This is a genomic window from Micromonospora sp. NPDC050397 (assembly GCF_044901685.1).
GTDB lineage: Bacteria > Actinomycetota > Actinomycetes > Mycobacteriales > Micromonosporaceae > Micromonospora_G.
Map to the genome: position 1 here is coordinate 414,836 of NZ_JBJDPS010000002.1, position 26,736 is coordinate 441,571.

Consider the following 26,736-nt stretch of genomic DNA (forward strand, 5'->3'; position numbering starts at 1 on the left):
CGGGGGCGGGGTCGTGCGGTCCGGGCGAGGCTTTGTCGGGTGGGGCTTCGTGCGGCGCGAGTAGCGCTTCGTGTGGTGCTGGCAGGGCTTGTTGGGCCGGAGAGACGTCGACGAAACCCTTGACAGATCGCTTGCGGGCAGTGCAACATGCGAAACATTCCAGAAACTTGAACGATCCAATAATGCCGCATCAGAGTTTGAACGTTCAAGACGGGAGGAGGGACCAATGGCCCAGAAAGTGACCATCGCGACAGTGGCCCGGCAAGCCGGGGTCAGTCGCCAGACCGTCTCGAACGTGATCCACAGTCCGGAGATCGTCCGGGAGGAGACCCGCGAGCGGGTCCGGGAGGCGATCGCCGCGCTCGGTTACCGGGCCAGCCAGGCGGCCCGGCAGATGCGTACCGGACGCTCCCAGTTGATCGCCGTACGGATCGAACCGACCCGTGACGGCATCAACGGCTCGGTGCTCGACCGTTTCCTGCACGGGCTCACCGAGGCCGCCGGTGTGGCCGGTTACCGCGTGATGCTCTACACCGCCACCGACGCCGCGAACGAGATCGCCACCTACGACGACCTGCTCGGCGCGTACGACCTGGACGCGTTCGTGCTCACCGGCACCGACCACGGTGACGTACGGACCGCCTGGCTGGCCGAACGGAAGGTCCCCTTCGTCACCTTCGGTCGGTCCTGGGACGCGCCGGAGCGCTACCCGTGGGTCGACGTCGACGGTGCCGCCGGCACCGCTGCGGCAACTTCTCATCTGGTGACGCAGGGTCACCGACGGATAGCCTTCATTGGCTGGCCGGCGGGCTCCGGTGTGGGTGACGACCGCCGCGCTGGCTGGGCGTCGACCGTCTCCGCGATCGGTGCCGACGCGACCGAACTCGATCGGGAGACCCCCGATGGCATCACCCAGGGTGAGGAGGTGGCACGCCGGTTGCTTGACCTGCCGACGCCGCCGACCGCCCTGGTCTGCGCCAGCGACTCGCTGGCGCTCGGCGCCCTGCAGGCGGTCCGGGAGCGCGCGGCCCAGGTCGCGGTCACCGGTTTCGACGACACCCCGGTCGCCCAGGCGATCGGCCTGACCAGCGTCAGCCAGCCACTGGCCGAGGCCGCGGCGAGCTGTGTCGACCTGCTCGCCGAGGTGCTCGACGGCGGCGGCTCGGCCCACTCCGGCGGCTCAACCCACGCCGACGCCTCGGCTCATTTTGGCGGCCCACCGGGCCCGCCCCCGGGCACCCCCGCCCAGGTGCTGCTGGCGCCGGCGCTGGTGGTCCGGCGGTCCGGCTGACCCGGCGCCCCCGCTCGAACCGGGTTCCAGGTCCACCCCGCCTCGAACCGGGCTCCACAGCTTCACCCCGTACTGAGCAATCCCATCCCCGATCAGGAGAGTTTGAGATGGCACGACGTTTGATCCGGCACACTGCCGTGGCGGGTATCGCCGTGGCGGCATTGTTCGGCTCCGCCGCCTGCGGCGGTGGCTTCGACGACGACCAGTCCGGCGGCGCCCAGAGCAGCGGCCCCGCATCGTTGCAGATCCTGATCGGCTCCTCCGGGGCAGCCGAGACCAAGGCGGTCCAGGACGCGGCGACCGCCTGGGCCAGCGGCTCCGGCAACACCGCCACCGTCACCCCCGCGCAGGACCTCACCCAGCAACTCGGCCAGGCGCTCGCCGGTGGGACCCCGCCGGACGTGTTCTACGTCGACGCCGGACGCTTCGCCGACTACGCCAGCGTCGGTGCGCTGGAACCGTACGGTGACAAGCTTGCCGGCAAGGACGACTTCTACGACAGCCTGCGCACCACGTTCACCTACGACGGCAAGTTCTACTGCGCGCCAAAAGACTTCTCCACCCTCGCCCTTCAGGTCAACACCGAGCTGTGGAGCAAGGCCGGGCTGACCGACGCCGACATCCCGACCACCTGGGAACAGCTCACCACGACCGCGCAGAAGATCAAGGCCAAGGGGATCACGCCGCTGGCCATCGGCGACACCCGGGACCGGGTCGGCGCCTTCCTGACCCAGGCCGGCGGCTGGATCACCAGCGCCGACGGCAAGCGGGCCACCGCCGACACCCCGGAGAACCTCCAGGCCCTGGAGTACGTCAAGAGCCTGCTCGCCGCCGGACTGGCGCAGTACCCGAAGCAGCTCGACGCCGGCTGGGCCGGTGAGGCGTTCGGCAAGGGCAAGGTCGCGATGACCATCGAGGGCAACTGGATCAAGGGCGGCCTGCAGAACGACTTCCCGAACGTCAAGTACTCGGTACACCCGCTGCCAACCGGCCCGAAGGGCAAGGGCACGCTCTCCTTCACCAACTGCTGGGGCATCGCGGCCAAGAGCAAGTTCAAGGACCAGGCGATCAAGTTCGTCGAGGCGATGACCAGCGTCGACCAGCAGATGACCTTCGCCAAGTCGTTCGGCGTCATGCCGTCGCGCGAGTCGGCCCGGGACCAGTACACCCAGGCGTTCCCGGCGGACAAGCCGTTCATCGACGCTGCCGACTACGCCCAGGGCCCGGTGAACGCCCCGAAGATGGACAGCGTGCTGGCCGACTTCGACGCCCAGCTCTCCGCGCTGGCCAACACCGACCCGAAGACCATCCTGAGCAACCTGCAGAAGAACACCGCCGCCACCATCGGCGGCTGACCCGCAAGGAAGGGCCCCTAGTTATCGGAATCGGTTGTACAAGGGGCCCTTCCTTACCACGCAGTGAATTTCCCACCCCCGAAAAGAGGAAGCATGGCTTCCGGAGTGTTGACCACCTCCCACCACGACGAGACCGGTCGGCGGGGCCCTCGGCGTGGCGGCATCCGTGGTGGCATCCGTGGCAACGAGCGGGCCGCCGGCTGGGCCTTCGTAGCGCCGGTCGTGGTGATCCTCGGCCTGTTCATGCTGCTGCCGATCCTGATGGCGCTCTGGGTGAGCCTCACCTCCTGGAACGGCCAGGGCAGCCCGTTCACCGGCAAGGTCCCGTTCGTCGGCGCGGACAACTACACCCACCTGTTCACCGAGGACGGGTTGGCCCGCCGCGACTTCATGACCGCGATCCGGAACAACGCGTACTACGTGGCGATCGTCGTACCGGTACAGACCGCGCTCGCTCTCTTCCTCGCCCTCGTGGTGAACAACCGGATGCTCAAGGGCAAGTCCTTCTTCCGGACCGCGTTCTACTTTCCCTCGGTGACCAGCTCGGTCGCGATCAGCGTGGTCTTCCTCTTCATGTTCGCCAACTCCGGGGCGATCAACGCGCTGCTGGGCCTGTTCGGCATCGACGGGCCGCAGTGGTTCGCCGACTCGCGTGGCGTACTGCACCTGTTCCTCGGGCTGTTCGGGGTGGACCAGGCCCCGGCGGCGCTCACCGACGGCGGGCTGTTCGGGCTGACCTGGTGGGACTGGCTGGCCGGGCCGAGCGTGGCGCTGACCGCGATCATCGTGCTGGTCGTCTGGACCACCTCGGGCACCTTCATGCTGATGTTCCTCGCCGCGCTGCAGGGGGTGCCGGTGGCGCTGGAGGAGGCCAGCGTGTTGGACGGTACGACCCGGTGGCAGCGGTTGCGCCACCTCACCCTGCCGATGATCAAACCGACCCTGTTCCTGGTGCTGACCCTCGGCCTGATCGGCTCCTGGCAGGTGTTCGACCAGATCTACGTGATGAGCCAGGGCAATCCGGCGAAGACCACGCTCACCCCCGCCTACCTCTCCTACCGGACCGCGTTCCGGGACTTCGACTACGGCAGCGGTGCGGCGATCTCGTTTGTCCTCTTCCTGATCATCATCCTGCTGACCCTGGCCCAACGGCGGTTGATGCGTGACCGGGACGCCGGCCGCCCGCGCCGGCTGTTCCGTCGTACCGAGCGGAGGTCGTGAGATGGCCGTGCTGACCGAACCACCCCGGGAACGTACGAGGCGCGAGACCGCGACCCCGGGCCGCCGCGAGCCACGCGCCCTGGTGACCAGCTTCGTCGGGTACGCCATCCTGATCTTCTTCGCGCTGGTCTTCCTCTACCCGTTTGTGATCCAGATCGCCAGCTCGTTCAAGAGCGAACCGGACGCGGCGGCGAACCCGCTCTCCCCGGTGCCGAACCCGGTGGAGCTGGACAGCTTCCAGCGGATCTTCGAGGGGACCAACTTCCCGCTCTGGCTGGGCAACTCCCTGCTGGTCACGGTGGTGGTGACGCTCGGTCGGGTGTTCCTCGACTCGCTCGCCGGCTACGCCCTGGCCCGGCTGCGCTTCCCCGGCCGGGGCGCGATCTTCGCCGCCGTGGTGGCGGTGATGGCCGTACCGGGCGTGGTGCTGCTGATCCCGAAGTTCCTGGTGCTCAACCAACTCGGGATCTACGACACGTACACCGCGTTGATCCTGCCGTTGCTCGCCGACGCCGCCGGGGTCTTCATCATGAAGCAGTTCTTCGAGTCGGTGCCGCTCAGCGTCGAGGAGGCGGCCCGGATCGACGGCGCTGGTGTGTTCCGTACGTTCTGGTCGGTGGTGCTGCCGACCGCCCGACCGGCCCTGATCACGCTGACCATCCTCAGCTTCCAGGGCTCCTGGAACGAGTTCCCGCACACCCTGGTCGCGGTCCAGGACCCGAGCCTGTTCACCCTGCCGCGCGGTCTGGCCGACCTGGTCAGCGGCTCCCTCGGGGTGGGTACGCAGTACCCGCTCAAGCTCGGTGCCGCGCTGCTCGCCACCATCCCGGTGGCGATCATCTTCGTGGTCTTCCAGCGCTACTTCGTCCGCGACGCCAACCAGGGCGCGGACAAGGGTTGAGTACCCCTTCGTCCGCGACGCGAACCAGGGCGCGGACAAAGGCTGAGCGCTTTGCCGGTGCCGCTCAGGCGGTTCCGGCCGGCTCCTCGGCGGCGAGCGCGACGTGCAGGCGGAGCTGCGGCACCAGCATGTCGTCCACGTCCAGTGCCCGGCTCGCCCCGTCCGGCTCCCAACCCGTGCTGGTCAGGAACGACCGGGTGGCGGGGTCGCCGTCGAAGGCCCAGGCGACCGCCGTACCCATGTTGTCCTCGCGCCACAGGTCGACGCTTGCCGCCAGCAGCCGACTGCCGTGCCCACGGCGGCCCCAGCGCGGTTCCACCAGCAGGTCGGTCACCGCGACCACGTCCGGGCCGAGCGCGTCGGCCGGCTCGTCCGGGGCGAGGGACTGTTCGTCTGCCGGTCCGGATGCGGCAAAACCCACCAGATACGATTGTTCGGCCTGCTCGATCGCGACCAGCACCCGGTGCTGTGCGGACGGCGGTGCCTCGATCGCGGCGCTCCACCGCTTGCCGAGCCACCCCTCGTCCAACCGTTCGAGCACGTGCCTGGGCAGCAGTGTGCGGTAGGCGACCCGCCAGGTCGCGAGCTGAATGCGTGCGATCTCGGCGGCGTCCTCCGGACGCGCCGGGCGGACGTACCCGAGAGCCATGAACGGTGAGCGTACGGACGCGAGGGAGACGACGGTGGCGCAGGGTGCCTTCCGGCAGACCCGGTACCAGGTGCTCTTCGTGATCGCACTGGCCGTGCTGGTGGCCGGCTTCCTCTCGGTCGCGGCGGTGGGGCACGGTTTCTTCGACCTGAAGGTCTACTCCGGTGCCCTGCACTACTGGGCCCGCGAGGGCGGCGAGATCTACGACTGGCTCAAGCCGAACAGCAAGTACGGCTTCACCTACCCGCCCTTCGCCGCCCTGCTCCTGCTGCCGCTGGCGTACCTGCCGTTCCTGCTCTCCAGCGTGCTCAGCGTCACCGTGACCGCGCTGGTCAGCGTGCTGCTGCTCTGGTGGCTGGTCGACCCGGTCGCCCGCCGGATGGGCTGGACCCGCTGGTTCGTGCTGGCGGTCGCGGTCTGCCTGGCGGCGGCGTTCGAGCCGATGCGCGAGACGGTCGACTTCGGCCAGGTCAACATGGTGCTGCTGGTGCTGGTCGCGGCCGACCTGCTCTGGCTGGTCCGCCCCGGGTACGCCGCCCCGGGCACCCGGCTGCCGGGTCACGCCCTGCCGTGGCGCCCACCGGCTGGCCGCCGTGACCTGCCGGCGCGTCCATCGGCCCGCCGCCGCGACCCGGCCCGCTACCGCCGGTGGGCCGGGGTGGGCATCGGGCTGGCCACCGCGATCAAACTCACCCCGGGCATCTTCATCGTCTATTTGCTGGTGACCGGCCGGTGGCGGGCGGCGGTCACGGCGAGCGGCACCGCCGCGGTGGCCACCCTGGTCGCCGCCGCGGTCGCCCCGGACGCCTCCCGGGAGTTCTGGACCACCGCGCTCTGGGACACCGACCGGGTCGGCGAGTTGGCCTTCATCTCGAACCAGTCATTGCGGGGCGTGGTCGCCCGGCTCGACCCGGCCGAGCCGAGCACCCTGGCCTGGCTGGTGCTGGTGGTGGCCGCGCTGCTGGTCTGGGCCTGGCGGGTGCGCCGGGCGGTGGCCGCCGGGGACGAGGTGGCCGGGCTGGCGCTGACCGGGGCGCTCGGTGCGCTGGTCAGCCCGGTGACCTGGGTGCACCACCTGGTCTGGCTGATCCCGGCCCTGGTGCTGCTGGTCGACCACGGGCTCGCGGCGCCCGCCGGCAGCCGCCGGCGGCGCGCCCTGCTGGCCTTCGGGATCATCGCGTACGTGTTGCTGTGCAGCCGGCTGGTCTGGGTCTGGGAACACGACTTCACCGGTGTGGACGGCTTCCTCGGCAGCAACGCCTACGTCTGGATCAGCATCGCGCTGCTGCTCGGCACGCCGATCGGGAACCGGTCACGGCCCGCCGATCCGGGTCTCGCCGTAGCGACCGGTCAGGGCTCGCCGAGGCGGGCGGAGTAGCGCAGTTCGAGCAGCCCGACCGGCGGCTGCCCCAGGGTCACCTGGACCTCGTACGTCGACTGCTCCCCGTCGACGACCAGTCCGAACCGTTCGTAGAAGCGGCGGGCCCGCTGGTTCTCCGCCAGCACCCAGAGCCTGATGTCCCGCCAGCCCCGTCCGGTCAGCCCGGTCAGTCCGGCGTCCATCAGCTCCCGCCCGACCCCGGTGCCCCAGTGCGCCGGGTCGACGTACATGGTGAGAATCTCGCCGTACGCCTGGTCGAGGTCGTCCCGGTCCTGGTTGTTGCGGTACGGCCCGAAGGTGGTGAAGCCGATCACCGTGTCGTCCCGTTCGGCGAGCAGGGTGGTGAACGGGTGGTCCGGCTCGGCGGTGCCGACGTCGCGTCGCCGCTGCGCCCACGCCTGTACGTTCAGCCGCGCCAGCACCTCGTCCGGCATGATCCCGGCGTATCCGGCCTGCCAGGTGCGTACGTGCACGCTCGCCACCGCGTCGGCGTCGGCGGGCTGCTCGGGTCGGATGGTCAGCACGCCTCCGTTCTAGCCCCTGCCGGGCGGCGAGTCCAGCGCACCCGCCCGCGCCCCGCCCGGAGGTGCCAACGGTTAGGAAGGGGCCCTTCCTCTACCAAAAGCGATAACAAGGGGCCCTTCCTTCGGAGGGGGTGTCGGTGGGGGAGGTTAGGGTGCGGACTTGTGGCCGTACCCGAATCCTTGTCGCTGGGGCAGGCGCGACGGGTGGCGCTCGCCGCCCAGGGCTTCGCCGACCCCGTGCCCACCGCCGTGCCCACCGTGCGTCACCTGCGGAGGGTGCTCGACCGGGTCGGGCTGATCCAGATGGACTCGGTCAACGTGTTGCAGCGGGCCCACTACCTGCCGGCGTACAGCCGGCTCGGCCCGTACCCGACGGCCCTGCTGGACCGGGCCGCCTACCAGCCGCCCCGGGAGCTGTTCGAATACTGGGGGCACGAGGCGTCACTGGTCCCGGTCGACCTGCACCCCGCGTTGCGCTGGCGGATGGCCGACGCCCACGACAGCGCCTGGGGCGGGATGCGGCGGATCGCCCAGGAGCAGCCGCAACTGGTCGACTGGGTGCGCGACGAGGTACGCGACCGGGGGCCGCTCACCGCCGCCGAGATCGAGCACGACGCGCCCCGGCAGACCGGCAACTGGGGCTGGAACTGGTCGGACGTGAAGCGGGCGCTGGAGTTCCTCTTCTGGGCCGGCGAGGTGGCTGCCGCCAGCCGCACCAACTCCTTCGCCCGCCGCTACGACCTGCCCGAACGGGTGCTGCCACCGGCCGTGGTGCAGGCGCCGACACCGGCACCGGCGGACGCGTACCGGCGGTTGGTCTCGGTCGCGGCACGGGCGCTCGGCGTGGCGGCCGAGCCGGAGCTGCGCGACTACTTCCGGCTGCCGGTGGCGGCCTCGCGGGTGGCGGTCGCCGAGCTGGTCGAGGCCGGCGAGCTGCTGCCGGTGACGGTGCCGGGCTGGCGGGGGCCGACCTATCTGCACGCGCAGGCCCGGCTGCCCCGGTGGATCCGGGCCAACACCCTGGTCAGCCCGTTCGACCCGCTGATCTGGGAGCGGTCCCGGACCGAGCGGCTGTTCGGTCTCAGCTACCGGATCGAGATCTACGTGCCGGCACCGCAGCGGGTCTACGGCTACTACGTGCTGCCGTTCCTCCAGGGGGACCGGTTCACCGCCCGGGTCGACCTCAAGGCCGACCGCAAGGCGGGTCTGCTGCTGGTGCCGGCGGCCTGGCTGGAGCCGGGCGCGGACCCGGCCGAGACCGCCCTGGCGCTCGCCGACGAACTGCGCCGGCTCGCCGGTTGGCTCGGCCTGGGCGCGGTCGCGCCGCCCGTCGCGGGCGATCTGGCGGGTCCGCTCGCGGCCGTCCTGGCAAGCACCACCGGTGTACGGTGAAGCCGGCCGGTGCCCGGCCGGTGCGACGAGTGGGGTGGACATGACGAGCGCGGGTGGACCGACGACTCCGTCCGTCGAGCACGCCCCGGTGCCGCCGCCCCATCCGGGCGACCCCGCCTACCCGGTGGCGTATCGGGGTTATCCCGACGAGCCGGTCTACGAGGTGGCCCGGCCGGACCGGATCACCCGGTTCTTCGACTGGATCTCCGCCCGGTCACCTCGCTGGCTGGCACCGGTCGCGGTGCTCGGGTGCCTCGGCGGCGCGGTCGGTTACACCCTCTACGCCGACCCGACCCGCAGCGCGCCCGACGCCGAGTCCACCTGCCTGCTGAAGCTGACCACCGGCCTCGACTGTCCCGGCTGCGGCGGCACCCGCGCGTTCTGGTACCTGCTCCACGGCGACCTGCCCGCCGCCGCCCGGCACCACGTCCTCTTTGTCTTCGCCGTCCCGTTCCTGGTCTACCTGTACGTCGCCTGGGCCTCGAAACAGCTTTTCGGCTGGCGGCTGCCCCGGCTCTCGGTGGGGCCGGTGACGATCGGCGTGTTCCTCGCCGCCTGGCTGACCTTCTCGGTGTTGCGCAACCTGCCCTGGGAGCCGTTCACCTGGTTCTACGTCTGACCCGCCGGACCCTTCCGCCACTCGTGGAACCGGGGCAACTAGAGTCCCAGGAATGCCGGAAATCGTGTCGCCGCAGGTCAAGCTGATCGCCTGGACCCAGTTCGAAGCGCCCGAAGAGGTGCCGTGGTCCACCGACGCCGAGGGCGGCCAGGCACTAGCCGAGTTCGCCGGTCGGGCCTGCTACCAGTCCTGGAAGAAGCCGAACCCGGCCACCGCGACCAACGCGGGCTACCTCGCGCACATCCTGGAGGTCGGTCACCTGTCGGTGCTGGAGCACGGCAGCGTGACGTTCTACTTCACCGGTGTGTCCCGCTCCTTCACCCACGAGCTGATCCGGCACCGGCACTTCTCCTACTCGCAACTCTCCCAGCGGTACGTCCCGGAGCGGGACGCCGGGATGGTGGAGCCGGCGGTCATCGCCGAGGATCCCGAGCTGCACAAGCGGTTCGTCGAGGCGACCGAGGCGAGCGTACGGGCGTACAACGAGTTGCTGGAGGGGCTGGAGCAGCGGTTCGCCGACGTGACGAACCCGACGCTGCGCCGCAAGCAGGCCCGGCAGGCGGCCCGCGCGGTGCTGCCGAACGCCACCGAGACCCGGATCGTGGTCAGCGGCAACTACCGGGCCTGGCGGCACTTCGTGGCGATGCGTGCCACCGAGACCGCAGATGTGGAGATTCGCGAGCTTGCGGTGGAGTGCCTGCGTCAGCTCCAGCGGGCGGCGCCGAACGTCTTCGCCGACTTCACCATCAGCACCCTGCCGGACGGCACCGAGGTCGCCGCGAGCCCGTACGCCGCACAGTCCTGAGCGCCCGTCGGTGGTGGCGGGGGGCGAGCGGCGACTTCCCCGGCGGCGGGGCGGTCGGCGTCCGATAGGTTAGCGGTATGACGCACGACCACCCTGCCGCCGCCGACCGGGCGGTACCCCGTCCCTTCGGGCGACTGCTCACGGCCATGGTCACGCCGTTCGCCCCGGACGGCTCGCTGGACCTCGACGGCGCGGCCCGGCTCGCCACCTACCTGGTGGACGAGCAGGCCAACGACGCCCTGGTGATCAGCGGCACCACCGGCGAGTCGCCCACCACCACCGACGCGGAGAAGGAACTCCTGCTGCGGACGGTGGTGGAGGCGGTCGGTGACCGCGCCCAGGTGGTAGCCGGGGTCGGCACCAACGACACCCGGCACACCATCGAGCTTGCCGTCGCCGCCGAGAAGGCGGGCGCGAACGGCCTGCTGGTGGTGACGCCGTACTACAGCAAGCCGCCGCAGGCGGGACTGCTGCGGCACTTCACCTCGGTGGCCGACGCCACCGGGCTGCCGGTGATGCTCTACGACATCCCGCACCGCAGCGGGGTGCCGATAAACACCGAGACGCTGGTCCGCCTGGCCGAGCACGAGCGCATCGTCGCGGTGAAGGACGCCAAGGGCGACCTGACCGCGAGCTCCTGGGTGACCAGCCGCACCGACCTGGCCTTCTACTCCGGCGAGGACTCGCTCACCCTGCCCGCGCTCGCGGTCGGCGCGGTCGGTCTGGTCGGCACCTCCACCCACTTCACCGGTGCGCTCGCGAAGCAGCTGATCGAGGCGTACGACCGGGGCGAGCAGCACGGCGCGCTGCTCCTGCACCGCCGCCTGCTGCCGCTCTTCACCGGGATCTTCCGCACCCAGGGCACCATCCTGGTCAAGGCGGGGCTCGCCGCGTCCGGTCTGCCGGCCGGACCGGTGCGTCCGCCGCTGGTCGACGCGACCGATGCCGAGTTGGCGCGGTTGCGCGACGACTGCGCGGAAGCCGGTCTGGAGTTGCCGGCATGAGTGGGTCAGTCAGTAAGGTCGGCGGCATGGGCAAGTTGAACAGTGAGGCGGCGGTCGTGGTCGAGTGCGGCGAGGCGGTGGCATGAGTCAGCCGCAGGCGCGGGAGTTGGAACTGCCCCCACCGCTACCGGTGGGTGGGTTGCGGGTGATACCGCTCGGTGGGCTGGGCGCGATCGGGCGCAACATGACCGTCTTCGAGTACGACGGCAAGTTGCTGGTGGTCGACTGCGGGGTGCTCTTCCCCGACGTCGAGCAGCCCGGCGTCGACCTGATCCTGCCCGACTTCGCACCGATCCTCGACCGGCTCGAGGACGTGCAGGCGATCGTGTTGACGCACGGGCACGAGGACCACATCGGCGCGGTGCCGTACCTGCTGGCGCACAAGCCGGACATTCCGCTGGTCGGCTCGCAGTTCACCCTCGCTCTGGTCGAGGCGAAACTCGCCGAGCGGCGGATCGAGCCGTACACGCTGACCGTCCGGGAGGGCGCGCGGGAGCAGTTGGGTCCGTTCGAGTGCGAGTTCTTCGCGGTGAACCACTCGATCCCGGACGCACTCGCGGTGGCCATCCGTACCCCGGCCGGTCTCGTGCTGCACACCGGTGACTTCAAGATGGACCAACTTCCGCTGGACGGGCGGCTGACCGACCTGGCCGGCTTCGCGCGGCTCGGCGCCGAGGGCGTCGACCTGCTCCTCTCCGACTCGACCAACGCGGAGATCCCCGGTTTTGTCACGCCCGAGCGGGAGATCGGACCGATTCTCGGCGCGATCTTCGGCAAGGCGCGCGGCCGGATCATCGTGGCGTCGTTCGCCTCGCACGTGCACCGGGTGCAGCAGGTGCTCGACGCGGCGACCGAGTACAACCGCAAGGTGGCCCTGATCGGTCGCTCGATGGTCCGCAACATGGGCATCGCCCGCGACCTCGGGCTGCTCCAGATCCCGCCGGGCCTGGTGGTCGGGCTGGACGAGGCGACCGCGCTGCCGCCGGACCAGATCGTGTTCATGTCGACCGGGTCGCAGGGCGAGCCGATGAGCGCGCTCGGCCGGATGGCCACCGGCGACCACCGGCACATCACGGTGGCGCCGGGCGACACGGTGGTGCTGGCCAGCTCACTGGTGCCGGGCAACGAGACCTCGGTCTACCGAGTGATCAACCGGTTGTCCCGGGCCGGTGCGACCGTGATCCACAAGGACGTGGCGAAGGTGCACGTCTCCGGGCACGCACCCGCCGGTGAGCTGCTCTACCTGCTCAACGTCGTACGGCCGAGCAACCTGCTGCCGGTGCACGGCGAGTGGCGGCACCTGCGCGCGCACGCCCGGCTCGGTATCGAGTCCGGCGTCGAGCCGGACCGGGTGGTGCTCTGCGAGGACGGCGACGTGGTCGACCTGGTCGAGGGGCGGGCCACGCTGGTCGGTCACGTCCAGAGCCGGTACGTCTACGTCGACGGCCTAGCCGTCGGTGACGTCGGGGAGTCGCTGCTCACCGAGCGGCGGATGCTCGGCGACGGTGGGTTCATCGCCGCGACCGTGGTGATCGACTCGGTGACCGGCAAGGTGGTCGGCGGCCCGACCGTCTCGGCCAAGGGCTTCTCCGACGACCCGGAGGCGTTCAGCCCGGTGATCCCGCTGATCACCGAGGCGCTGAGCCGGGCCGCGTCCGACGGCATCACCGATCCGCACCAGCTCCAGCAGATCGTCCGCCGTACGGTCGGGCGCTGGGTCAACGACGCGTACCGGCGCCGACCCATGATCGTGCCGAACGTGGTCGAGGTCTGATCAGGATCAGTTCGCACCGGGGTGACGTGGCACGCCGCCGCGTCACCCCGATTCACTTCCGGCTCCGGCCGCCCGGCGCGCCCGGCCGCCCAGTGCCCGCAGGTGCTCCACCAGCTCCGGCGGCTCGTGCACCTCGAACTCGCAGCCGAGCAGGAGCAGCCGGGTCGCCAACCACTCCAGGGTGTCGGCGTGCCCGTCCAGTCGGCAGCTCCGGTCGTCGACCGGTTCGACCTCACCCGGTGCCGTGCCGAGCCGGGCGGTCACCTGGTCGGCCGGCAGGTGCACGGTCGCCCGTACCCGGTAGGTCGGGGCGAGGGAATACATCCTGCGGATGACAAAGGCCGCCGCATCCGGCTCAGGCGGTTCCCGGGGCGGCACCCGGACGCCGGTGGAGCGTGGGTCGCCGATCCGGTCCACCCGGAAGATCCGCCAGTCGTCGCGGTGGTTGTCGTACGCCAGCAGATACCACCGCCGGCCGGCCGCCACCAGCCGGTACGGCTCGACCAGCCGCCGGCTCGGTGTCCCGTCCCCCGACCGGTAGTCGAACCGCAGCCGCTCGTGAGCGGTCGCGGCCGAGGCGAGCACGGTCAGGGTCTGCGGGTCGACGCTCGTGCCGTCGCCGACCAGCATCGGCACGGTGGCGGCGGCGAAGGTGCCGACCCGGTGCCGTAGCCGGGACGGCAGCACCTGGACGACCTTGGCCAGCGCCCGTACGGACGCCTCCTCGATCCCGTCCACCGGGTGCCCGGCGGCGATCCGCAGGCCGACCGCGATCGCCACCGCCTCCTCGTCGTCGAGGAGCAGCGGCGGCATGGCCTTGCCGGCGGCGAGCCGGTAGCCACCGCTCGTCCCCTTGGTCGCCCGCACCGGATAACCAAGCTCACGGAGGCGGTCGACGTCCCGACGCACGGTACGGGTGCTGACCCGCAGCCGTTCCGCCAGCTCGCTGCCGGGCCAGTCGCGCGGGGTCTGCAACAGGGAGAGCAGCCTGAGCAGCCGACCGGGGGTGTCACGCACGGCATCCATTCTGTCCGCCAACGGGGACAGGATCTGGCCTACATGGCTCGTACGGTTCAGCCCGGCCGCGCTCCGGCGGCCACCCACAGAACGTACGAGGAGAGTCATGAGCAGTGAGATCCGCCCGTTCCGCAGCAACGTCCGGCAGGCCGACCTGGACGACCTGACCGATCGGCTGTCCCGGGTCCGGTGGCCCGAGCAGTTGCCGGGTGAGCGGTGGCGTCGAGGCGTGCCGGTGGCCTACCTCAGGGACCTCGCGGCCTACTGGCGTGACGGTTACGACTGGCGCCGACAGGAGGCGCGGCTCAACGAATTCCCCCAGTTCATGGCCGAGATCGACGGCCAGGACATCCACTTCCTGCACGTACGCTCCGCCGAGCCGGACGCGCTGCCGCTGCTGCTCACGCACGGCTGGCCGAACTCGTTCGTGGAGTTCGTCGAGCTGATCGGCCGGCTCACCGACCCGCGCGCGTACGGTGGCGGGCCGGGCGACGCCTTCCACGTGGTCGTACCCTCGGTGCCCGGGTTCGGGTTCTCCGCCCCGCCACGGGAGCCCGGTTTCACCGTCGACCGGGTGGCCCGGATCTGGGCCGAGCTGATGAGCCGCCTCGGCTACCGCCGCTACGGCACCCAGGGCGGCGACCTCGGCGCGTACGTCGCCCCCGAGGTGGCCAGGATCGCACCGGAGCACGTCGCCGGTGTGTACGTGATCAGCGGGCTCGGCTTCCCGACCGAGGACGACCTGCCGACCTTGACCGAGGACGAGCGGGCAGCCTACGCGAGTGTCCAGTCGGCGGACTGGATGACCGGGGTCGACCACCATTCGCTGCTGCGCGCCGCACCGCAGACGTTCGCGTACGGGTGGCAGGACTCGCCGGTCGCCGCGCTCGCCTGGATGACGCAGAAGTTCAAGGAGTTCTCGGCGGGCGGGGAGCTGCCGGAGCGATTGATCGACCGCGACCTGCTCCTGACCAACGTGAGCCTCTACTGGCTGACCGGCACCTTCGGCTCGTCGTCCTGGCCGATGTACGACAGCACCGGGTTCGCCTGGCCGCAGGGACAAAAGGCGGTGCCGACCGGTGTCTACAGCGGCCCGCCCGGATTCCGTCGCCTGGCCGAGCGGGACAACACCATCGTGCACTGGCCGGAGGGAAACCCGGGCGGCCACCACTTCGTCTGCATGGAGCGCCCCGACGACGTCGCCGCCGACCTGCGTACGTTCTTCGCGAAGCTCCGCTGACCGTCGCGTGGCCCGCTGGGCGTGTTCGTGATCGGTCGGTTGCCGGTGGTAGGGCGTGCGGCAACGGCCGGACAGGGGCATGACCCGCTAGGCGGGTGGCAGGCGCCAGACGGTCGCCGCCGTGGACTCGTCCCGGAGGTAGAGGTCCAGACCGATGACATCTTCGGCCAGGCCGACCAGGGTCTCGGGCTCGGCGTCGGCGTACTCGTCGGGCAGGGCGACGCGGCCCTCCGGGACGAGGTCGGCCGTGCAGACCAGTGGCAGGGCGCCGGAGACGGAGAGGACGACGCGGGTCTCGGAGAGGAAGCAGCCGTACAGGTCGAAGCCCTCCTCCTCGTCCAGCGTCTCCTCGGACAGCTCGTGCAGCGGGGTCAGGTCGGGCCAGGAGAGCACCCGGACCGGGCCGCCGATGCTCGGGTGCGGTGTCACCAGCAGCCGATCCCCGGACGGGCTGAAGTCGGTGGCGACCGCGTCTTCGAGGATGCGCTCGACGTGCAGCTCGTCGCCGTCCGAGCGGACCCGGAAGATCGAGCTGCCGTCCTGCCCCTCGCCCGCGTCGAGCAACACCGAGCCGTCGTAGGGGTGCGCGAGCGCTATCATGCCCGCGTCCGAGACCTCCAGTGTGGCTTCGTGGGCGATCTTTCCGGCCGGATCGATCAACAGCACCCGGTGTTCGGCCTTGGCGGTGTAGGTCCGCCCCTTCCAGGTGCGCTTCTCGAACACCGGCGCCGTCACCAGCAACGAGCCGTCGGTCAGTAGGGTCGCCGAGTCGGCGCCGGGCACCGGCACGCGTACGTCCACATCGCCCCGACGGACGACCAGGTCGTCGCCGTCCAGCGTCACCACGGCACCCAGGTCCGGCGCCGTGGCGAGCAGTTCGCCGGGCGGACAGGGCGCCGCAGCCGTCGGACCGAGCCGGTCGTCCAACGCCTCGACCTGGTCCGCCGTCCTCCGACACGCCCGGCCGCGTCCCATCGTGGCCGGGCGGAGGTCGAAGCCGATCCGCACGTCGGTGCGGTGCGCGAGAAGTTCGGCGGCCATGCGTCGCATCGGGACAGGCTAACGACCCGGTACGACGAACCGGCCCGACGTCCCACCCCGGCCCCGGGTCGATCCACGCACCGGTTGAGTTCGCGTACCCAGGATTTTGCGGTCGCCCGCTGCGTAGCCTGGCCTCGGAGGCGTACATGGGCTATCGATTGCTGACCACGGTGATCCTGGTGGTGCACTTCGGGTTCCTGGTGTACCTGCTGCTCGGCGGGTTCCTGGCCTGGCGTTGGCGGTGGACGATCTGGCCGCACCTGGCCGCCGCCGGGTGGGGAGTGACGGTCGTCGTGGGCAAGCTGCTCTGCCCGCTCACCTACGCCGAACACTGGTCGAGACGGCAGGCCGGGGAGTCCGGCGCCGCGACCACCCAGGGTTTCATCGACCGGTACGTCGAAGGCGTGATCTACCCCGAACGGCTCACCGCCCTGGCCCAGACCCTGCTCGCCCTCGTGGTGCTCGGCTCCTGGACCGGATTCGCGCTCCGCCGCCGACTACCCCGCCCCACCCCCGCGCCCAAGCGTTGATCACGAAGAGTTTGACCGGCTGTAGCGAGCCAAACCCTTCGTGATCAACGGGTGGTCAGGGGAGGTTGGATACGGCGTCGGCGAAGGCTGCGCCGGTGGATACCGTGGCGTTGATCAGGGTGGCGAGCTGGGGGCCGCTCACCCCGTGCTCCAGGTCGGTGGTGACGTCACCGGCGATGATCAGCTCGCCCTCGCCGGTGTCGTGCACGTACGCCTTCGGCAGCAACTGGTCGTGGTTCCAGGCGTTGCAGAACTCGTACGCCTCGGCCAGCCGGTCCGCCTCCAGCCGTCGGTCGGCGATGACGCGCGCGTGCAGGATCTCCTGCCGCTCGCCGATCTGCTGGAACTGGATCACGGCGGAGCCCCACCGGCCGCCCACCGTGCCGTCCTCCTCGACCAGGTAGTGGTCGCCGCGCTCCTGTAGGACCCCCACGATCGCCTCGACCCGCAGCGGCGCCACCACGTCCTGCCGACCCTCGGGCGGCAGGGCGCCGGGCATCGCCCAGTCGCCCGACGGCTCGTCCGCCGGCAGCGTCACCGTCGCGTCCAGCGGCCGCTCGGCCAGCCAGGCGGCCATCCGGCCGGACTGGTGGCTGGAGCCGTTGCGGGCGTCGAACCGCCCGGCCAGCTCCTGCGCGGTGGCGCGCAGGTCGGCACCGAGCGCGGCGAGGGTCAGGTCGGCGGCGGGACGGTCGCCGTACTCCGGGCGGTGGAGCACGCGGTCGATCCCGGCCTCCTCGGCCAGCTTGCAGACCAGCGCTCCGGCGGCGGCGAACTCCATCGCCGAGGAGTCGTCGTACGGGCGGTCCAGCCAGCCGAGGTGGGTGCCGAGGATCTCCAACCCGCGCTCGTGCTGCCCGGTCAGCGCGCAGAAGCGCAGGTGCTCCGGGAGGTACGCAAACGCGTCCCGTTCGTGCCGGTGCCGGCGGTACGCGCGTACGTGCGCCTGGGCCGCCTCGTCGAACCGGCCCAACCGCAGGTACGCGACGAGCACCGCGGCCAGCGCCTTCTCCGGCTGTTCGGCGCAGCCGAGCGTGCCGGAGAGCACCGGCTCGACCGTGGCCACCGCCTCCTCCCACTCGCCCCAGCCGGCCAGCAGCTCGGCCTGTCGGGACGGGTCGCAACCGGCGCAGTCGCTGTTCTCGTCCCGCCGGGCACCCCGCCAGCGGGTCAGCCACTCGCGGGCCTGTGCCTCGTCGCCGAGGTGGTCGGTGACCCGGCAGCGCAGGTTGTAGACCGCCTGGAGACTGCGGCCCTGTTCCCGGAACCGCCGCTCCAGGTCGTCCAGGGCCGCCTGGGTCTGCGCCAGTCCCACCCTGGGCGTGCTGCGCAGCGCCGCGATCGCCCACTTGTGGTACCAGCGGAGCATCTCCGCGTCCCAGTCGTCGAAAAGGGAGGGGTCCCGGTCGAAGGTGGCCAGGCACCAACTGAACGGCGGCAGCATCCGCCAGCGTTCGGTGTGGTTGTTGTACGCGTCGATCAGCGCGAACCGGGCGTCGAAGCCGAGCCGTACGTCAGCGGCGGCGTCCGCGTGCGCCACGATCCGCTCCAGCTCGGCGATCTTGCCGTCGCCGTCGGGCAGATCCCGGGCCTCGTCCAGCGCCTCGACCAACTTCTCCTGCTCGCTCATGCCGTCGCCTCGCTTCGCTCGTTGACGGCATGAGCTGTTTCGGCGCTCTGCTGGCTGATTCGCTCGCTACGCTCGCTCATGCCCTCGCCTCGCTTCGCTCGTTGACGGCATGAGCTGTCTCGGCGCTCTGCTGGCTGATTCGCTCGCTCATGCGGTCGTCTCGCTGCGCGTACTCATGCAATCTCCTCGGGGGGCGGGTCCGCCGCGTCGGCCGGGCCCGTACCGGCTGGTGGGCCGGTGAAGGCGCGGTCGAGCAGCGCGAGAAACGATCGGTTCAGGGCGGCCGTGTCGACCGCGCGTAGGGGGTGGTGGCCGGCGAGCAGGGCCTGACCGTAGAGCGCCTCGATGCCGTGGCGCAGGGTGGCGCCGGGCGGGCCGGCGGTGATCCGCCGGATCAGCGGGTGCCGCCAGTTGAAGACCAACTCCGGGCGGTGCTCGACCTCGACGTCGGCGAAGGCGGAGAGCACGTCGGACCAGAGTTCGTCCGCCTGGGCCAGACTGCGCGACACCGTGTCCTGCTCGTGCGCCCGCCGGCTGACCACGTAGAGCGCCGGCACGGTGACCGGGTCGAACTGGCGGATCAGCGGTACGCAGCCGAACTCGGCGAGTACGCCTCGGGCGACGCCCAGGAAGGTGGTCAGCCCCGCCTCCTGCTCGGCCGGCAGGGCTTCGAGTCGGGCGGCCAGCTCACCCGGGTCGAGCCGCCGTACGGTGACCGACCGGTCGATCCGGGGCAGCCGTTCGAGGATCTCGGTGTCGTACGCATAACCGGCGTTGACCAGCGGGGTGCCGGCGGCGCTGGCGATCGCGGCGAGCGCACGGAACTCGTCGACCGTCTCGGCGTAGCGCAGCACCGGGGCGTTGCGTCGGAACGCGCGCAACGTCATCGTGCCCCGGCTGGTCTCGAACGGCAGTCCGGCGTCGACCAGTCGCAGCATCTCGTCGTCGCGGACGGCGAGCGCCTTGACCCCCAGGTGGTGGACCCGCAGGAAGGCGGCGAGCCGGTCCGGGTGGTGCACCGACAGGTTCAGCAACCAGTCCCGGATCTGGGCACCGAGCGATTCGCGTACCAGGGAGAGCAGGTCGTCGTCGTAGAGCCCCTCGCGGTTCGCGGTGGGTCGCAGCACCGAGGCGTCCACCACGCACCGGACGAAGAACGCCCACTCCGGCACCAACCCGACCGCGTTCTCGCTGAGCAGCATCCGCTTCAGGTAGACCCGGTGGCCGCCCCGCTGAACCGCGTTCGCGGTCGGCAGGACATAACCGACGCCGACCAGCCCGGCCTCGGGCACCCGCAGGTCGATCACGTCCATCGGGCGGCTGCCGAGCAGGTCGGTGCCGTGGTCGAGCAGGTGGAGGCGGCGTACCTCCGGGTCGTCGTGCTCGATCTCCCAGGGCGCCCGGGGCTCGGTCAGCCGCAGCTCGTCGGTGCCGGGCGCGTGCCGCACCACCTCCACGTCGAGCAGGTGCCCGTACGTCCGGACCAGCTCCGCGACCTGGTCCGGCAGGAACCAGTACGCGCTGCCGGGCCGGGGCCGCAGCACCACCGTGGTGCCGGTCGACGCCCGGGCGGCCTCGTCCACCTCGACCGAGTAGCGCCCGTCGGCGTGTCCGGTCCAGCGGACCGCCGGGGTGCCGGTGACCGAGCGGGTGAGCACCTCGATGGTGTCCGCGACCATGAAGCAGGAGAGCAGGCCGATGCCGAACTGGCCGAGGAAGTCCTGCCGGGCGAAGCCGAGCTCGTCCCGTTTGGAGGTACGCCCGACGCTGGCCAGGAAGGTGTGCACCTCGGGCTCGGTCAGCCCGACGCCGTTGTCGTGCACCCGGAGCGTGCCGTCGGCGTCGATCTCGAACACCACCCGACCGGGCTCGCCCGCCGGACCCTCGGGACCGGGCAGCACCCGCCGCGCGGTGACCGCGTCGACGGCGTTCTGCAACAGCTCGCGCGCGTACACCCGGGGGCTGCTGTAGAGGTGGTGGCTGAGCAGGTCGACCACGCCGCGCAGGTCGACCCGGAACCGTTGTTCCATCGCCCGTCCCGGGTTCAGGGCCGCAGCTCGGCGACCGACTCGGACAGTTGGCAGCCGGTCGAGATGCCGCAGTTGACGAGCTGGTCGAGCTGGTGCAGCGTCACCCCCTGGGCCAGGTCGGCCGTCACCTCGCCACAGACCCGGGCACTGCCGTCGTCGTTGACGTGCACGAACGCCTTGGGCCAGAGCCGGTCGTGGTTCCAGGTGTTGCAGAACGCGTAGAGCGCCGGCACGTGGTCGATCGGGAACGTGGTCGACGCCATCGTCCGGACCTGGAGCAGCTCGCCGTCCGGGCCGAGTCGGAAGAAGTAGATCAGGTTGTCGTCCCAGCGGCCGACCAGGTCGCCGTCGCCGTCGGTGTAGAACGAGAAGCCTCGGGCGCTGAGTACCGCCGCGATCAGGTCGTTGGTCAGCGGTTGCAGTGTCTGCAACTGCCCCGCCCCGACGGCTTCCCCCGAGGTGTGGCCGGATCCCGGCGATGACATGCGGCGTCCCCCATTGCGGCGAGGCGGGCTGGTTGGTCTGCCCGTGATGTTAGGCGGGTCACGCGACGCGGCATAGCGGGGTCGGACCGTCCCAGGACACGACCGGTAAAAGCGCGGATATCCGGGACGGCGGGGCTAACGTGTGTCCTTATGGCGGGCCGTACCCCTCAGGCGAACCGGCGCCGAAGCGGGACGTCCACGCGCGGCGCCGCTGCCGGCCGTACCGGAAAATCGACCGCGTCCCGGCAGCCTGCCAGGGGCCGCGCGGCCCCCAAGCGCCCGGCGCGGACACCGCCCGTGGTCTACCTCGGACGGGCCGCGAACGCGATGTGGATGGGGCTGGCGCACAGCGTCGGCTGGGCGGTCCGGGCCGCCGGCCGGCAGGCGGCCACCGCCCGCGACCTCGACCCGGAGCACCGCCGCGACGGCGGCGGCCTGCTCATGCTGGGACTGTCCATCCTCACCGCGGTCGCGGTCTGGTTCTCCTCGGCCGGGCCGCTCGGCGCCCGGCTGGCCGACACCATCCGGCTCTTCCTCGGCGCGATCTCCGTGGTGCTGCCGATCCTGCTGCTGATCGGCGCGATCCGGCTGATGCGTACGCCGAGCGAGCCCGACCACCACGGTCGCGGGCTGGTCGGCTGGTCGGCGCTGATCCTCGGCACCGGTGGGCTGCTGCACATCGGCCACCACCCGGCCACCAACCTGGAACGCGACTACGCCGGCGGGCTGATCGGCGCCGGGATCGGGCAGACCCTGGAGGACGCGGTCACCCCCTGGGTCGCCGTCCCGCTGCTGGTGCTGCTGGTCCTGTTCGGCCTGCTGGTGGTGACCGCGACCCCGATCAACAAGATTCCCGAGCGGCTGGGGCTGCTCGCGGAGGCGGTCACCGGACGCTCCACCGAGCCGACGGACGAGGAGGACGAGGAGGGCGAGGACGAGGCGCCACCGCCCCGGCGGCGGCCGGCGCGGCGCCGTACCGGCAGTCGGGCCGGGACGGTCCCGGACGAGGACGGGTTCGGCGAGGACGAGTTCGCCGACGAGCCGCTGCCCCCGCTGACGCGCAAGTCACCGACGAAGGTCCCGGCCGCCCGCCGGGCCGCCGAACCGCCCGAGCACTCACCCGCACCGACCCGGGCCGAACAGCTCGCCCTCACCGGCATCGGCGGCGACTACGTCCTGCCGCCGGCCAACCTGCTGCGCGGCGGCAGCGCGCCGAAGACCCGGAGCAAGGCCAACGACGAGGTGATCGCCGCGCTCACCGGCGTCTTCGACCAGTTCGACGTGGACGCCGCCGTGACCGGCTTCACCCGGGGCCCGACCGTCACCCGCTACGAGGTCGAACTCGGCCACGGGGTCAAGGTGGAGCGGATCACCCAACTGTCCCGCAACATCGCGTACGCGGTGAAGTCTCCCGACGTACGGATTCTCAGCCCGATCCCGGGCAAGAGTGCGGTCGGGGTGGAGATCCCGAACAGTGACCGGGAGGACGTGGCCCTCGGTGACGTGCTCCGATCCCGGGCCGCCACCGGTGACCACCATCCGATGGTGGTGGCGCTCGGCAAGGACATCGAGGGCGGCTTCGTGGTGGCCAACCTGGCCAAGATGCCGCACATCCTGATCGCCGGGGCGACCGGCGCCGGTAAGTCGTCCTGCCTCAACTCGCTGCTCGTCTCCATCCTGACCCGGGCCACCCCGGACGAGGTACGGCTGCTGCTGATCGACCCGAAGCGGGTCGAGATGACCACCTACGAGGGAATTCCGCACCTGGTCACGCCGATCGTGACCAACCCGAAGAAGGCGGCCGACTCGCTGGACTGGGTGGTCCGCGAGATGGACATGCGCTACGACGACCTCGCCGCCGCCGGGGTACGCCACATCGACGACTACAACCGCAAGGTCCGGGCCGGACAGATCAAGCCACCACCGGGCAGCGAGCGGGAGATCCGGCCGTACCCGTACCTGCTGGTGATCGTGGACGAGCTGGCCGACCTGATGATGGTCGCCCCACGCGACGTCGAGGACTCGGTGGTCCGGATCACCCAGCTCGCCCGGGCCGCCGGTATCCACCTGGTGCTGGCCACCCAGCGCCCGTCGGTGGACGTGGTCACCGGACTGATCAAGGCCAACGTGCCCTCCCGGCTCGCCTTCGCCACCAGCTCGCTGGCCGACTCGCGGGTCATCCTGGACCAGCCCGGCGCGGAGAAGCTGATCGGCCGGGGCGACGGGCTGTTCCTGCCGATGGGTGCCTCCAAGCCGGTACGCATCCAGGGCGCCTGGGTCAACGAGTCCGAGATCAGCGACGTCGTCAAGTTCTGCAAGGAGCAGCGCGAGCCGGAGTTCCGGTCCGACGTACTCGCCCCGGCGAAGGACACGAAGAAGAAGGTCGACGAGGAGATCGGCGACGACCTGGACCTGCTGGTGCAGGCGATCGAGCTGGTGGTCACCTCGCAGTTCGGCTCCACCTCCATGTTGCAGCGCAAGCTGCGGGTCGGGTTCGCCAAGGCGGGCCGGCTGATGGACCTGATGGAGACGCGCGGCATCGTCGGCCCCTCCGAGGGCTCCAAGGCCCGCGACGTGCTGGTCAAGCCGGACGAGCTGGAAGAGGCGCTCGCCGGCATCCAGGGCGACACCGACGCCTGAGGTGTAAGGAAGGGCCCCTTGTTAACGCATAGCGTTAACAAGGGGCCCTTCCTTACACCTAGTGCGTCGCGGGAGGTTGGCGGCGTGGGCGTAGGGCCAGGGTGAGGGAGACCAGGGACACGACCGTCCAGGTCCCTTCGAGCAGCAGGAAGCCCCAGGACCGTTCGACCGCGGCGATCACCGCGAGGATGCCGGCGCCCAGGGTGTTGAGGACGAGGTAGCGGACGGAGTGCGGGTCCATCCGGCGGAGCTGGGTGGCGGCGAAGGCGGCCAGGATCAGCAGTGCGCCGAGGACCTCGATCAGGTCAATTGTGGTCATCACCGTCTGCGCGCCGTCTTTGCCTGGCCGGGTACGGCACGCGCTCGTCCGGGGGGACGCGGAAGCGACCACCTGGCGCCGATTCTAGCTCCGGAACGGGCGCCGAATGTGTGGCGTACCTCTCCCGCGCGACTTGACCTGAACCGGGGTTCAACTATCAGGATTCAGTACATGACTCTGCCCTGCACCGGCACCGCGCTCCCCGACGGCGCCGAGGTCGTCGCATGACGCTGCTCTTCACCGACGCGGAGGTGACCGATCACCTGGACGCGTCAACGGCGGTCGAGGCGATGCGCGAGGCGGTGCTGGCCGCGTACGCCGGGTTGCTGGTCGCGCCGCCACGGGCCTCCACACCGCTGAACGGCGGGCGTCTGGTGACCACCGCCGGGCAGTTGACCGGCGAGTGGTACGGCTTCCGCTCCTACGACACGTTCGGGCATCCCGAGGGTGAGCAGGCGGTGGTCCTGCACGACGCCCGCTCGGGACGGATCCGGGCGATCGCGGTCGGCGAGGAGATCGGCTCCCGGCGTACCGGTGCGATCGGCGGGGTGGCGGTGGACGCGCTCGCCCGTGCCGACGCCCGTACGGTCGCGGTGCTCGGGGCCGGTCGGCAGGCGTGGACCCAGCTCTGGGCGGCGTCGGCGGTCCGCCCCCTGGCCGAGGTGGCCGTCTACTGCCGCACCCCGGAGGTACGGGAGGCGTTCGCCGCCCGGGTCCGCGCGGAACTGGGCCTCAACGCCCGGGCGGTGACCACCGCCGCTGCGGCCGTACGCGGACGCGACCTGGTGCTGCTCGCCACCGACAGCCCCACACCGGTGCTCGACGCGGGGGATCTGGCCCCCGGGGCGCACGTCAACGTGGTCGGCTTCAAGCAGCAGGGACGGTCGGAGTTCGGCCCGGACCTGCTCGACCGGGCCGAGGTGCTGGCCACCGACTCGCCCGAGCAGGCGATGGACTACCAGCCGCCGATGCTCGCCGCCGTGCCGCCGTACGCCGACCGACTGCACCACCTCGGCGCGGTGCTGGCCGGTGCGCTCCCGGGGCGGACCGACGCGGACCAGGTGACCCTATTCTGCTCGGTGGGGCTCGCCGGCACCGAGGTGTTCCTGCTCGACCGGCTGGCCCGGGTCGCGGTCCCCCGGCCGTAGCCGAGCCCACCCGGTCGGCTGACCACCCGGCGCCGCGGCCCCGATCGGGCTGGCGGGTGCGTCGACGGGCGGCCCCGATCGGGCTGGCGGGTGCGTCGACGGGCGGCTGCGGTCGGGCTGGCGGGTGCGTCGACGGGCGGCTGCGGTCGGGCTGGCGGGTGCGTGTGCGGGCGGCTGCGGCCGTAGCGCCCGCCGGGCTTCCGGAGCGGCCCGGTACCCTCGGATGGTGTCTGCCACTTCCCCTTCCTCGACCGCCGGCCGTCGGGTCGCGTTGCTCACCCTCGGCTGTGCCCGTAACGAGGTCGACTCGGAGGAGTTGGCAGCCCGGCTGGACGCCGACGGCTGGCAGGTGACCACCGACGGCGAGGGTGCCGACGTGGTGCTGGTCAACACCTGTGGCTTCGTCGAGAAGGCGAAGCAGGACTCGATCGAGACCCTGCTGGCCGCCGCCGACACCGGGGCGAAGGTGGTCGCCGCCGGCTGCATGGCCGAGCGCTACGGCCGCGAGCTCGCGGACAGCCTGCCCGAGGCCGGCGCGGTGCTCAGCTTCGACGACTACCCCGACATTTCCGCCCGGCTCAACGCGGTCCTCGCCGGTGAGCAGGTCGCCGCGCACACCCCCAGGGACCGCCGCGAACTGCTCCCGCTGACCCCGGTCGCCCGGCACGGCAGCGGCGTCGTGGTCCCCGGCCACGCACAGACCCGACCGGCGGGCGGCGCTCTGGTCGCCGACGAGCACACCCCGGCGCACCTGCGTCCGGTGCTGCGCCACCGGCTCGCCGCCGGCCCGGTCGCCTCGCTCAAGCTTGCCAGCGGTTGCGACCGCCGCTGCGCGTTCTGCGCCATCCCGGCGTTCCGGGGCGCGTTTGTCTCCCGCCCACCGGAAGAACTGCTCGCCGAGGCGGAGTGGCTGGCCGGCACGGGCGTACGTGAGCTGGTGCTGGTCAGCGAGAACTCCACCTCGTACGGCAAGGACCTGGGCGACCCGCGACTGCTGGAGAAGCTGCTGCCGCAGCTCGCCGCCGTCAGCGGGATCGTCCGGGTGCGGGCGAGCTACCTCCAGCCGGCGGAGACCCGCCCCGGCCTGGTCGAGACGATCGCCACCACCCCCGGCGTGGCCGCCTACTTCGATCTTTCGTTCCAGCACTCCAGTGAGCCGGTGCTGCGCCGGATGCGCCGTTTCGGGTCGACCGCCCGGTTCCTCGAACTGCTCGCCTCGGCCCGGGAGCTGGCGCCGGCCGCCGGTGCCCGGAGCAACTTCATCGTCGGCTTCCCCGGCGAGACCAAGGGCGACGTGGACGAGTTGGTCCGGTTCCTCTCCGAGGCCCGGCTCGACGCGATCGGCATGTTCGACTACAGCGACGAGGACGGCACCGAGGCCGCCGGCCTGCCCGGCAAGGTCTCCTCGGCCACGATCAAGCGCCGGTACGACCGACTGAGCGCGCTCGCCGACGAACTCTGTTCCCAGCGCGCGGAGGAACGGCTCGGCTCCACCGTCGAGGTGCTGGTCGACTCGATCGACGACAACGTGGTCGAGGGGCGCGCGGCGCACCAGGCACCGGAGGTGGACGGCTCCACCACCCTGGTATCGCCGGAGCACGGTGACGTCGACCTGGCCGCGCTGCGCCCCGGCGACCTGGTGCGGGCCACCGTCACCGGCACCGAGGGTGTGGACCTGATCGCCGTACCGGTCGAGCTGGTCTCCGCGGCGGCGAGCCCGCCGAGCGGCGCGAGGTGACG

22 protein-coding genes, 2 pseudogenes and 1 riboswitch are annotated in these 26,736 nt (G+C 71.3%); of the genes and pseudogenes, 16 read left to right on the forward strand and 8 right to left on the reverse strand.

Translation table 11 applies throughout. The features are described 5' to 3' along the window. Positions 1-226 precede the first annotated feature (226 nt). The 4 genes from ACI2K4_RS07985 (at position 227) to ACI2K4_RS08000 (ending at position 4,768) form a co-directional block, all read left to right on the forward strand. Entirely contained in the window at positions 227-1,291 is a 1,065-nt protein-coding gene (locus ACI2K4_RS07985) for a substrate-binding domain-containing protein (RefSeq protein WP_404509653.1), read from the forward strand. 107 nt (positions 1,292-1,398) lie between these two features. Next, positions 1,399-2,646 (forward strand): extracellular solute-binding protein, encoded by a 1,248-nt coding sequence (locus tag ACI2K4_RS07990; RefSeq protein ID WP_404509655.1) that lies wholly within the window; start codon positions 1,399-1,401, stop codon positions 2,644-2,646. Between the two features lie 93 nt (positions 2,647-2,739). Next, positions 2,740-3,867, forward strand: a complete 1,128-nt coding sequence (locus ACI2K4_RS07995) for a carbohydrate ABC transporter permease (protein WP_404509657.1) — start codon at positions 2,740-2,742, stop codon at positions 3,865-3,867. Between the two features lies 1 nt (position 3,868). After that, positions 3,869-4,768 (forward strand): carbohydrate ABC transporter permease, encoded by a 900-nt coding sequence (locus tag ACI2K4_RS08000; protein ID WP_404509658.1) that lies wholly within the window; start codon positions 3,869-3,871, stop codon positions 4,766-4,768. Between the two features lie 64 nt (positions 4,769-4,832). Here the strand turns inward: ACI2K4_RS08000 and ACI2K4_RS08005 are convergent, their stop codons facing one another. Continuing rightward, positions 4,833-5,417 (reverse strand): GNAT family N-acetyltransferase, encoded by a 585-nt coding sequence (locus ACI2K4_RS08005; protein WP_404509659.1) that lies wholly within the window; start codon positions 5,415-5,417, stop codon positions 4,833-4,835. 34 nt (positions 5,418-5,451) lie between these two features. Here ACI2K4_RS08005 and ACI2K4_RS08010 point away from each other — a divergent pair, with 34 nt between their 5' ends. Next, positions 5,452-6,795: a glycosyltransferase 87 family protein gene (locus ACI2K4_RS08010; protein WP_404510298.1), complete on the forward strand. Its 1,344-nt coding sequence runs from the start codon at positions 5,452-5,454 to the stop codon at positions 6,793-6,795. Here the strand turns inward: ACI2K4_RS08010 and ACI2K4_RS08015 are convergent. Then, the gene (locus ACI2K4_RS08015; protein WP_404509660.1) at positions 6,768-7,322 is read right to left on the reverse strand and encodes a GNAT family N-acetyltransferase; all 555 of its coding nucleotides are present in this window, start codon (positions 7,320-7,322) and stop codon (positions 6,768-6,770) included. The genes ACI2K4_RS08010 and ACI2K4_RS08015 overlap by 28 nt on opposite strands. A gap of 162 nt (positions 7,323-7,484) precedes the next feature. Here ACI2K4_RS08015 and ACI2K4_RS08020 point away from each other — a divergent pair, with 162 nt between their 5' ends. From ACI2K4_RS08020 to ACI2K4_RS08040, 5 genes are all read left to right on the forward strand, one after another. Continuing rightward, complete coding sequence (locus tag ACI2K4_RS08020; RefSeq protein WP_404509661.1) at positions 7,485-8,714, forward strand: winged helix-turn-helix domain-containing protein; 1,230 nt, start codon at positions 7,485-7,487, stop codon at positions 8,712-8,714. 40 nt (positions 8,715-8,754) lie between these two features. Next, on the forward strand, positions 8,755-9,333 hold the full coding sequence (locus ACI2K4_RS08025; protein ID WP_404509662.1) for a DUF2752 domain-containing protein: 579 nt from the start codon (positions 8,755-8,757) through the stop codon (positions 9,331-9,333). A 52-nt stretch (positions 9,334-9,385) separates the two neighbouring features. Next, positions 9,386-10,138 (forward strand): FAD-dependent thymidylate synthase, encoded by a 753-nt coding sequence (thyX, locus tag ACI2K4_RS08030; RefSeq protein ID WP_404509663.1) that lies wholly within the window; start codon positions 9,386-9,388, stop codon positions 10,136-10,138. A 77-nt stretch (positions 10,139-10,215) separates the two neighbouring features. Continuing rightward, entirely contained in the window at positions 10,216-11,142 is a 927-nt protein-coding gene (dapA, locus tag ACI2K4_RS08035; protein ID WP_404509664.1) for a 4-hydroxy-tetrahydrodipicolinate synthase, read from the forward strand. An 82-nt stretch (positions 11,143-11,224) separates the two neighbouring features. Further along, complete coding sequence (locus ACI2K4_RS08040; protein ID WP_404509665.1) at positions 11,225-12,916, forward strand: ribonuclease J; 1,692 nt, start codon at positions 11,225-11,227, stop codon at positions 12,914-12,916. Positions 12,917-12,958: 42 nt separating this feature from the next. On the opposite strand, the gene ACI2K4_RS08045 is transcribed toward ACI2K4_RS08040, so the two are convergent. Next, a complete protein-coding gene (locus ACI2K4_RS08045) occupies positions 12,959-13,933 on the reverse strand; it encodes a helix-turn-helix transcriptional regulator (protein ID WP_404509666.1) in 975 nt (324 codons plus the stop codon). 106 nt (positions 13,934-14,039) lie between these two features. Here ACI2K4_RS08045 and ACI2K4_RS08050 point away from each other — a divergent pair, with 106 nt between their 5' ends. After that, on the forward strand, positions 14,040-15,173 hold the full coding sequence (locus ACI2K4_RS08050) for an epoxide hydrolase family protein (protein WP_404509667.1): 1,134 nt from the start codon (positions 14,040-14,042) through the stop codon (positions 15,171-15,173). Positions 15,174-15,260: 87 nt separating this feature from the next. Here the strand turns inward: ACI2K4_RS08050 and ACI2K4_RS08055 are convergent, their stop codons facing one another. Then, the gene (locus ACI2K4_RS08055; protein ID WP_404509668.1) at positions 15,261-16,223 is read right to left on the reverse strand and encodes a hypothetical protein; all 963 of its coding nucleotides are present in this window, start codon (positions 16,221-16,223) and stop codon (positions 15,261-15,263) included. Positions 16,224-16,360: 137 nt separating this feature from the next. Here ACI2K4_RS08055 and ACI2K4_RS08060 point away from each other — a divergent pair, with 137 nt between their 5' ends. Then, entirely contained in the window at positions 16,361-16,744 is a 384-nt protein-coding gene (locus ACI2K4_RS08060; protein ID WP_404509669.1) for a DUF2784 domain-containing protein, read from the forward strand. Between the two features lie 55 nt (positions 16,745-16,799). Here ACI2K4_RS08060 and ACI2K4_RS08065 read toward each other — a convergent pair whose 3' ends face one another. From ACI2K4_RS08065 to ACI2K4_RS08075, 3 genes are all read right to left on the reverse strand, one after another. After that, positions 16,800-18,374 carry a YbjN domain-containing protein gene (locus ACI2K4_RS08065; RefSeq protein ID WP_404509671.1) on the reverse strand — a complete coding sequence of 525 codons (1,575 nt, stop codon included), beginning with the start codon at positions 18,372-18,374 and terminating at the stop codon, positions 16,800-16,802. A gap of 173 nt (positions 18,375-18,547) precedes the next feature. Then, positions 18,548-20,404 carry an HSP90 family protein gene (locus ACI2K4_RS08070; protein ID WP_404509672.1) on the reverse strand — a complete coding sequence of 619 codons (1,857 nt, stop codon included), beginning with the start codon at positions 20,402-20,404 and terminating at the stop codon, positions 18,548-18,550. Between the two features lie 14 nt (positions 20,405-20,418). Further along, complete coding sequence (locus ACI2K4_RS08075) at positions 20,419-20,889, reverse strand: YbjN domain-containing protein (RefSeq protein ID WP_404509673.1); 471 nt, start codon at positions 20,887-20,889, stop codon at positions 20,419-20,421. A 150-nt stretch (positions 20,890-21,039) separates the two neighbouring features. Between ACI2K4_RS08075 and ACI2K4_RS08080 the strand changes: the two are divergent. Both ACI2K4_RS08080 and ACI2K4_RS08085 read left to right on the forward strand, forming a co-directional pair. Next, a pseudogene (locus tag ACI2K4_RS08080) lies at positions 21,040-21,775 on the forward strand (DNA translocase FtsK 4TM domain-containing protein); the annotation flags it as partial. Positions 21,776-21,942: 167 nt separating this feature from the next. After that, a pseudogene (locus tag ACI2K4_RS08085) lies at positions 21,943-23,529 on the forward strand (DNA translocase FtsK); the annotation flags it as partial. Positions 23,530-23,587: 58 nt separating this feature from the next. Here the strand turns inward: ACI2K4_RS08085 and ACI2K4_RS08090 are convergent. Continuing rightward, positions 23,588-23,848 (reverse strand): hypothetical protein, encoded by a 261-nt coding sequence (locus ACI2K4_RS08090; protein WP_404509674.1) that lies wholly within the window; start codon positions 23,846-23,848, stop codon positions 23,588-23,590. Positions 23,849-23,855: 7 nt separating this feature from the next. Beyond that, a riboswitch (guanidine-III (ykkC-III) riboswitch) is annotated at positions 23,856-23,922 on the reverse strand. A gap of 150 nt (positions 23,923-24,072) precedes the next feature. Here ACI2K4_RS08090 and ACI2K4_RS08095 point away from each other — a divergent pair. Beyond that, a complete protein-coding gene (locus ACI2K4_RS08095; protein WP_404509675.1) occupies positions 24,073-24,996 on the forward strand; it encodes an ornithine cyclodeaminase family protein in 924 nt (307 codons plus the stop codon). 223 nt (positions 24,997-25,219) lie between these two features. Beyond that, positions 25,220-26,734, forward strand: a complete 1,515-nt coding sequence (gene rimO, locus ACI2K4_RS08100) for a 30S ribosomal protein S12 methylthiotransferase RimO (protein ID WP_404509677.1) — start codon at positions 25,220-25,222, stop codon at positions 26,732-26,734. The last annotated feature ends 2 nt before the right edge of the window (positions 26,735-26,736 follow it).

Coding starts and splice junctions, on each gene's coding strand:
- ACI2K4_RS08060 (WP_404509669.1), top strand. CDS start 16,361: ATGGGCTATCGATTGCTGACCACGGTGATCCTGGTGGTGCACTTCGGG.
- ACI2K4_RS08095 (WP_404509675.1), top strand. CDS start 24,073: ATGACGCTGCTCTTCACCGACGCGGAGGTGACCGATCACCTGGACGCG.
- rimO (WP_404509677.1), top strand. CDS start 25,220: ATGGTGTCTGCCACTTCCCCTTCCTCGACCGCCGGCCGTCGGGTCGCG.
- ACI2K4_RS08025 (WP_404509662.1), top strand. CDS start 8,755: ATGACGAGCGCGGGTGGACCGACGACTCCGTCCGTCGAGCACGCCCCG.
- ACI2K4_RS07985 (WP_404509653.1), top strand. CDS start 227: ATGGCCCAGAAAGTGACCATCGCGACAGTGGCCCGGCAAGCCGGGGTC.
- ACI2K4_RS08055 (WP_404509668.1), bottom strand. CDS start 16,223: ATGCGACGCATGGCCGCCGAACTTCTCGCGCACCGCACCGACGTGCGG.
- ACI2K4_RS08075 (WP_404509673.1), bottom strand. CDS start 20,889: ATGTCATCGCCGGGATCCGGCCACACCTCGGGGGAAGCCGTCGGGGCG.
- ACI2K4_RS08050 (WP_404509667.1), top strand. CDS start 14,040: ATGAGCAGTGAGATCCGCCCGTTCCGCAGCAACGTCCGGCAGGCCGAC.
- ACI2K4_RS07990 (WP_404509655.1), top strand. CDS start 1,399: ATGGCACGACGTTTGATCCGGCACACTGCCGTGGCGGGTATCGCCGTG.
- ACI2K4_RS08005 (WP_404509659.1), bottom strand. CDS start 5,417: ATGGCTCTCGGGTACGTCCGCCCGGCGCGTCCGGAGGACGCCGCCGAG.
- ACI2K4_RS08090 (WP_404509674.1), bottom strand. CDS start 23,848: ATGACCACAATTGACCTGATCGAGGTCCTCGGCGCACTGCTGATCCTG.
- ACI2K4_RS08065 (WP_404509671.1), bottom strand. CDS start 18,374: ATGAGCGAGCAGGAGAAGTTGGTCGAGGCGCTGGACGAGGCCCGGGAT.
- ACI2K4_RS08000 (WP_404509658.1), top strand. CDS start 3,869: ATGGCCGTGCTGACCGAACCACCCCGGGAACGTACGAGGCGCGAGACC.
- ACI2K4_RS08070 (WP_404509672.1), bottom strand. CDS start 20,404: ATGGAACAACGGTTCCGGGTCGACCTGCGCGGCGTGGTCGACCTGCTC.
- ACI2K4_RS08040 (WP_404509665.1), top strand. CDS start 11,225: ATGAGTCAGCCGCAGGCGCGGGAGTTGGAACTGCCCCCACCGCTACCG.
- ACI2K4_RS07995 (WP_404509657.1), top strand. CDS start 2,740: ATGGCTTCCGGAGTGTTGACCACCTCCCACCACGACGAGACCGGTCGG.
- dapA (WP_404509664.1), top strand. CDS start 10,216: ATGACGCACGACCACCCTGCCGCCGCCGACCGGGCGGTACCCCGTCCC.
- thyX (WP_404509663.1), top strand. CDS start 9,386: ATGCCGGAAATCGTGTCGCCGCAGGTCAAGCTGATCGCCTGGACCCAG.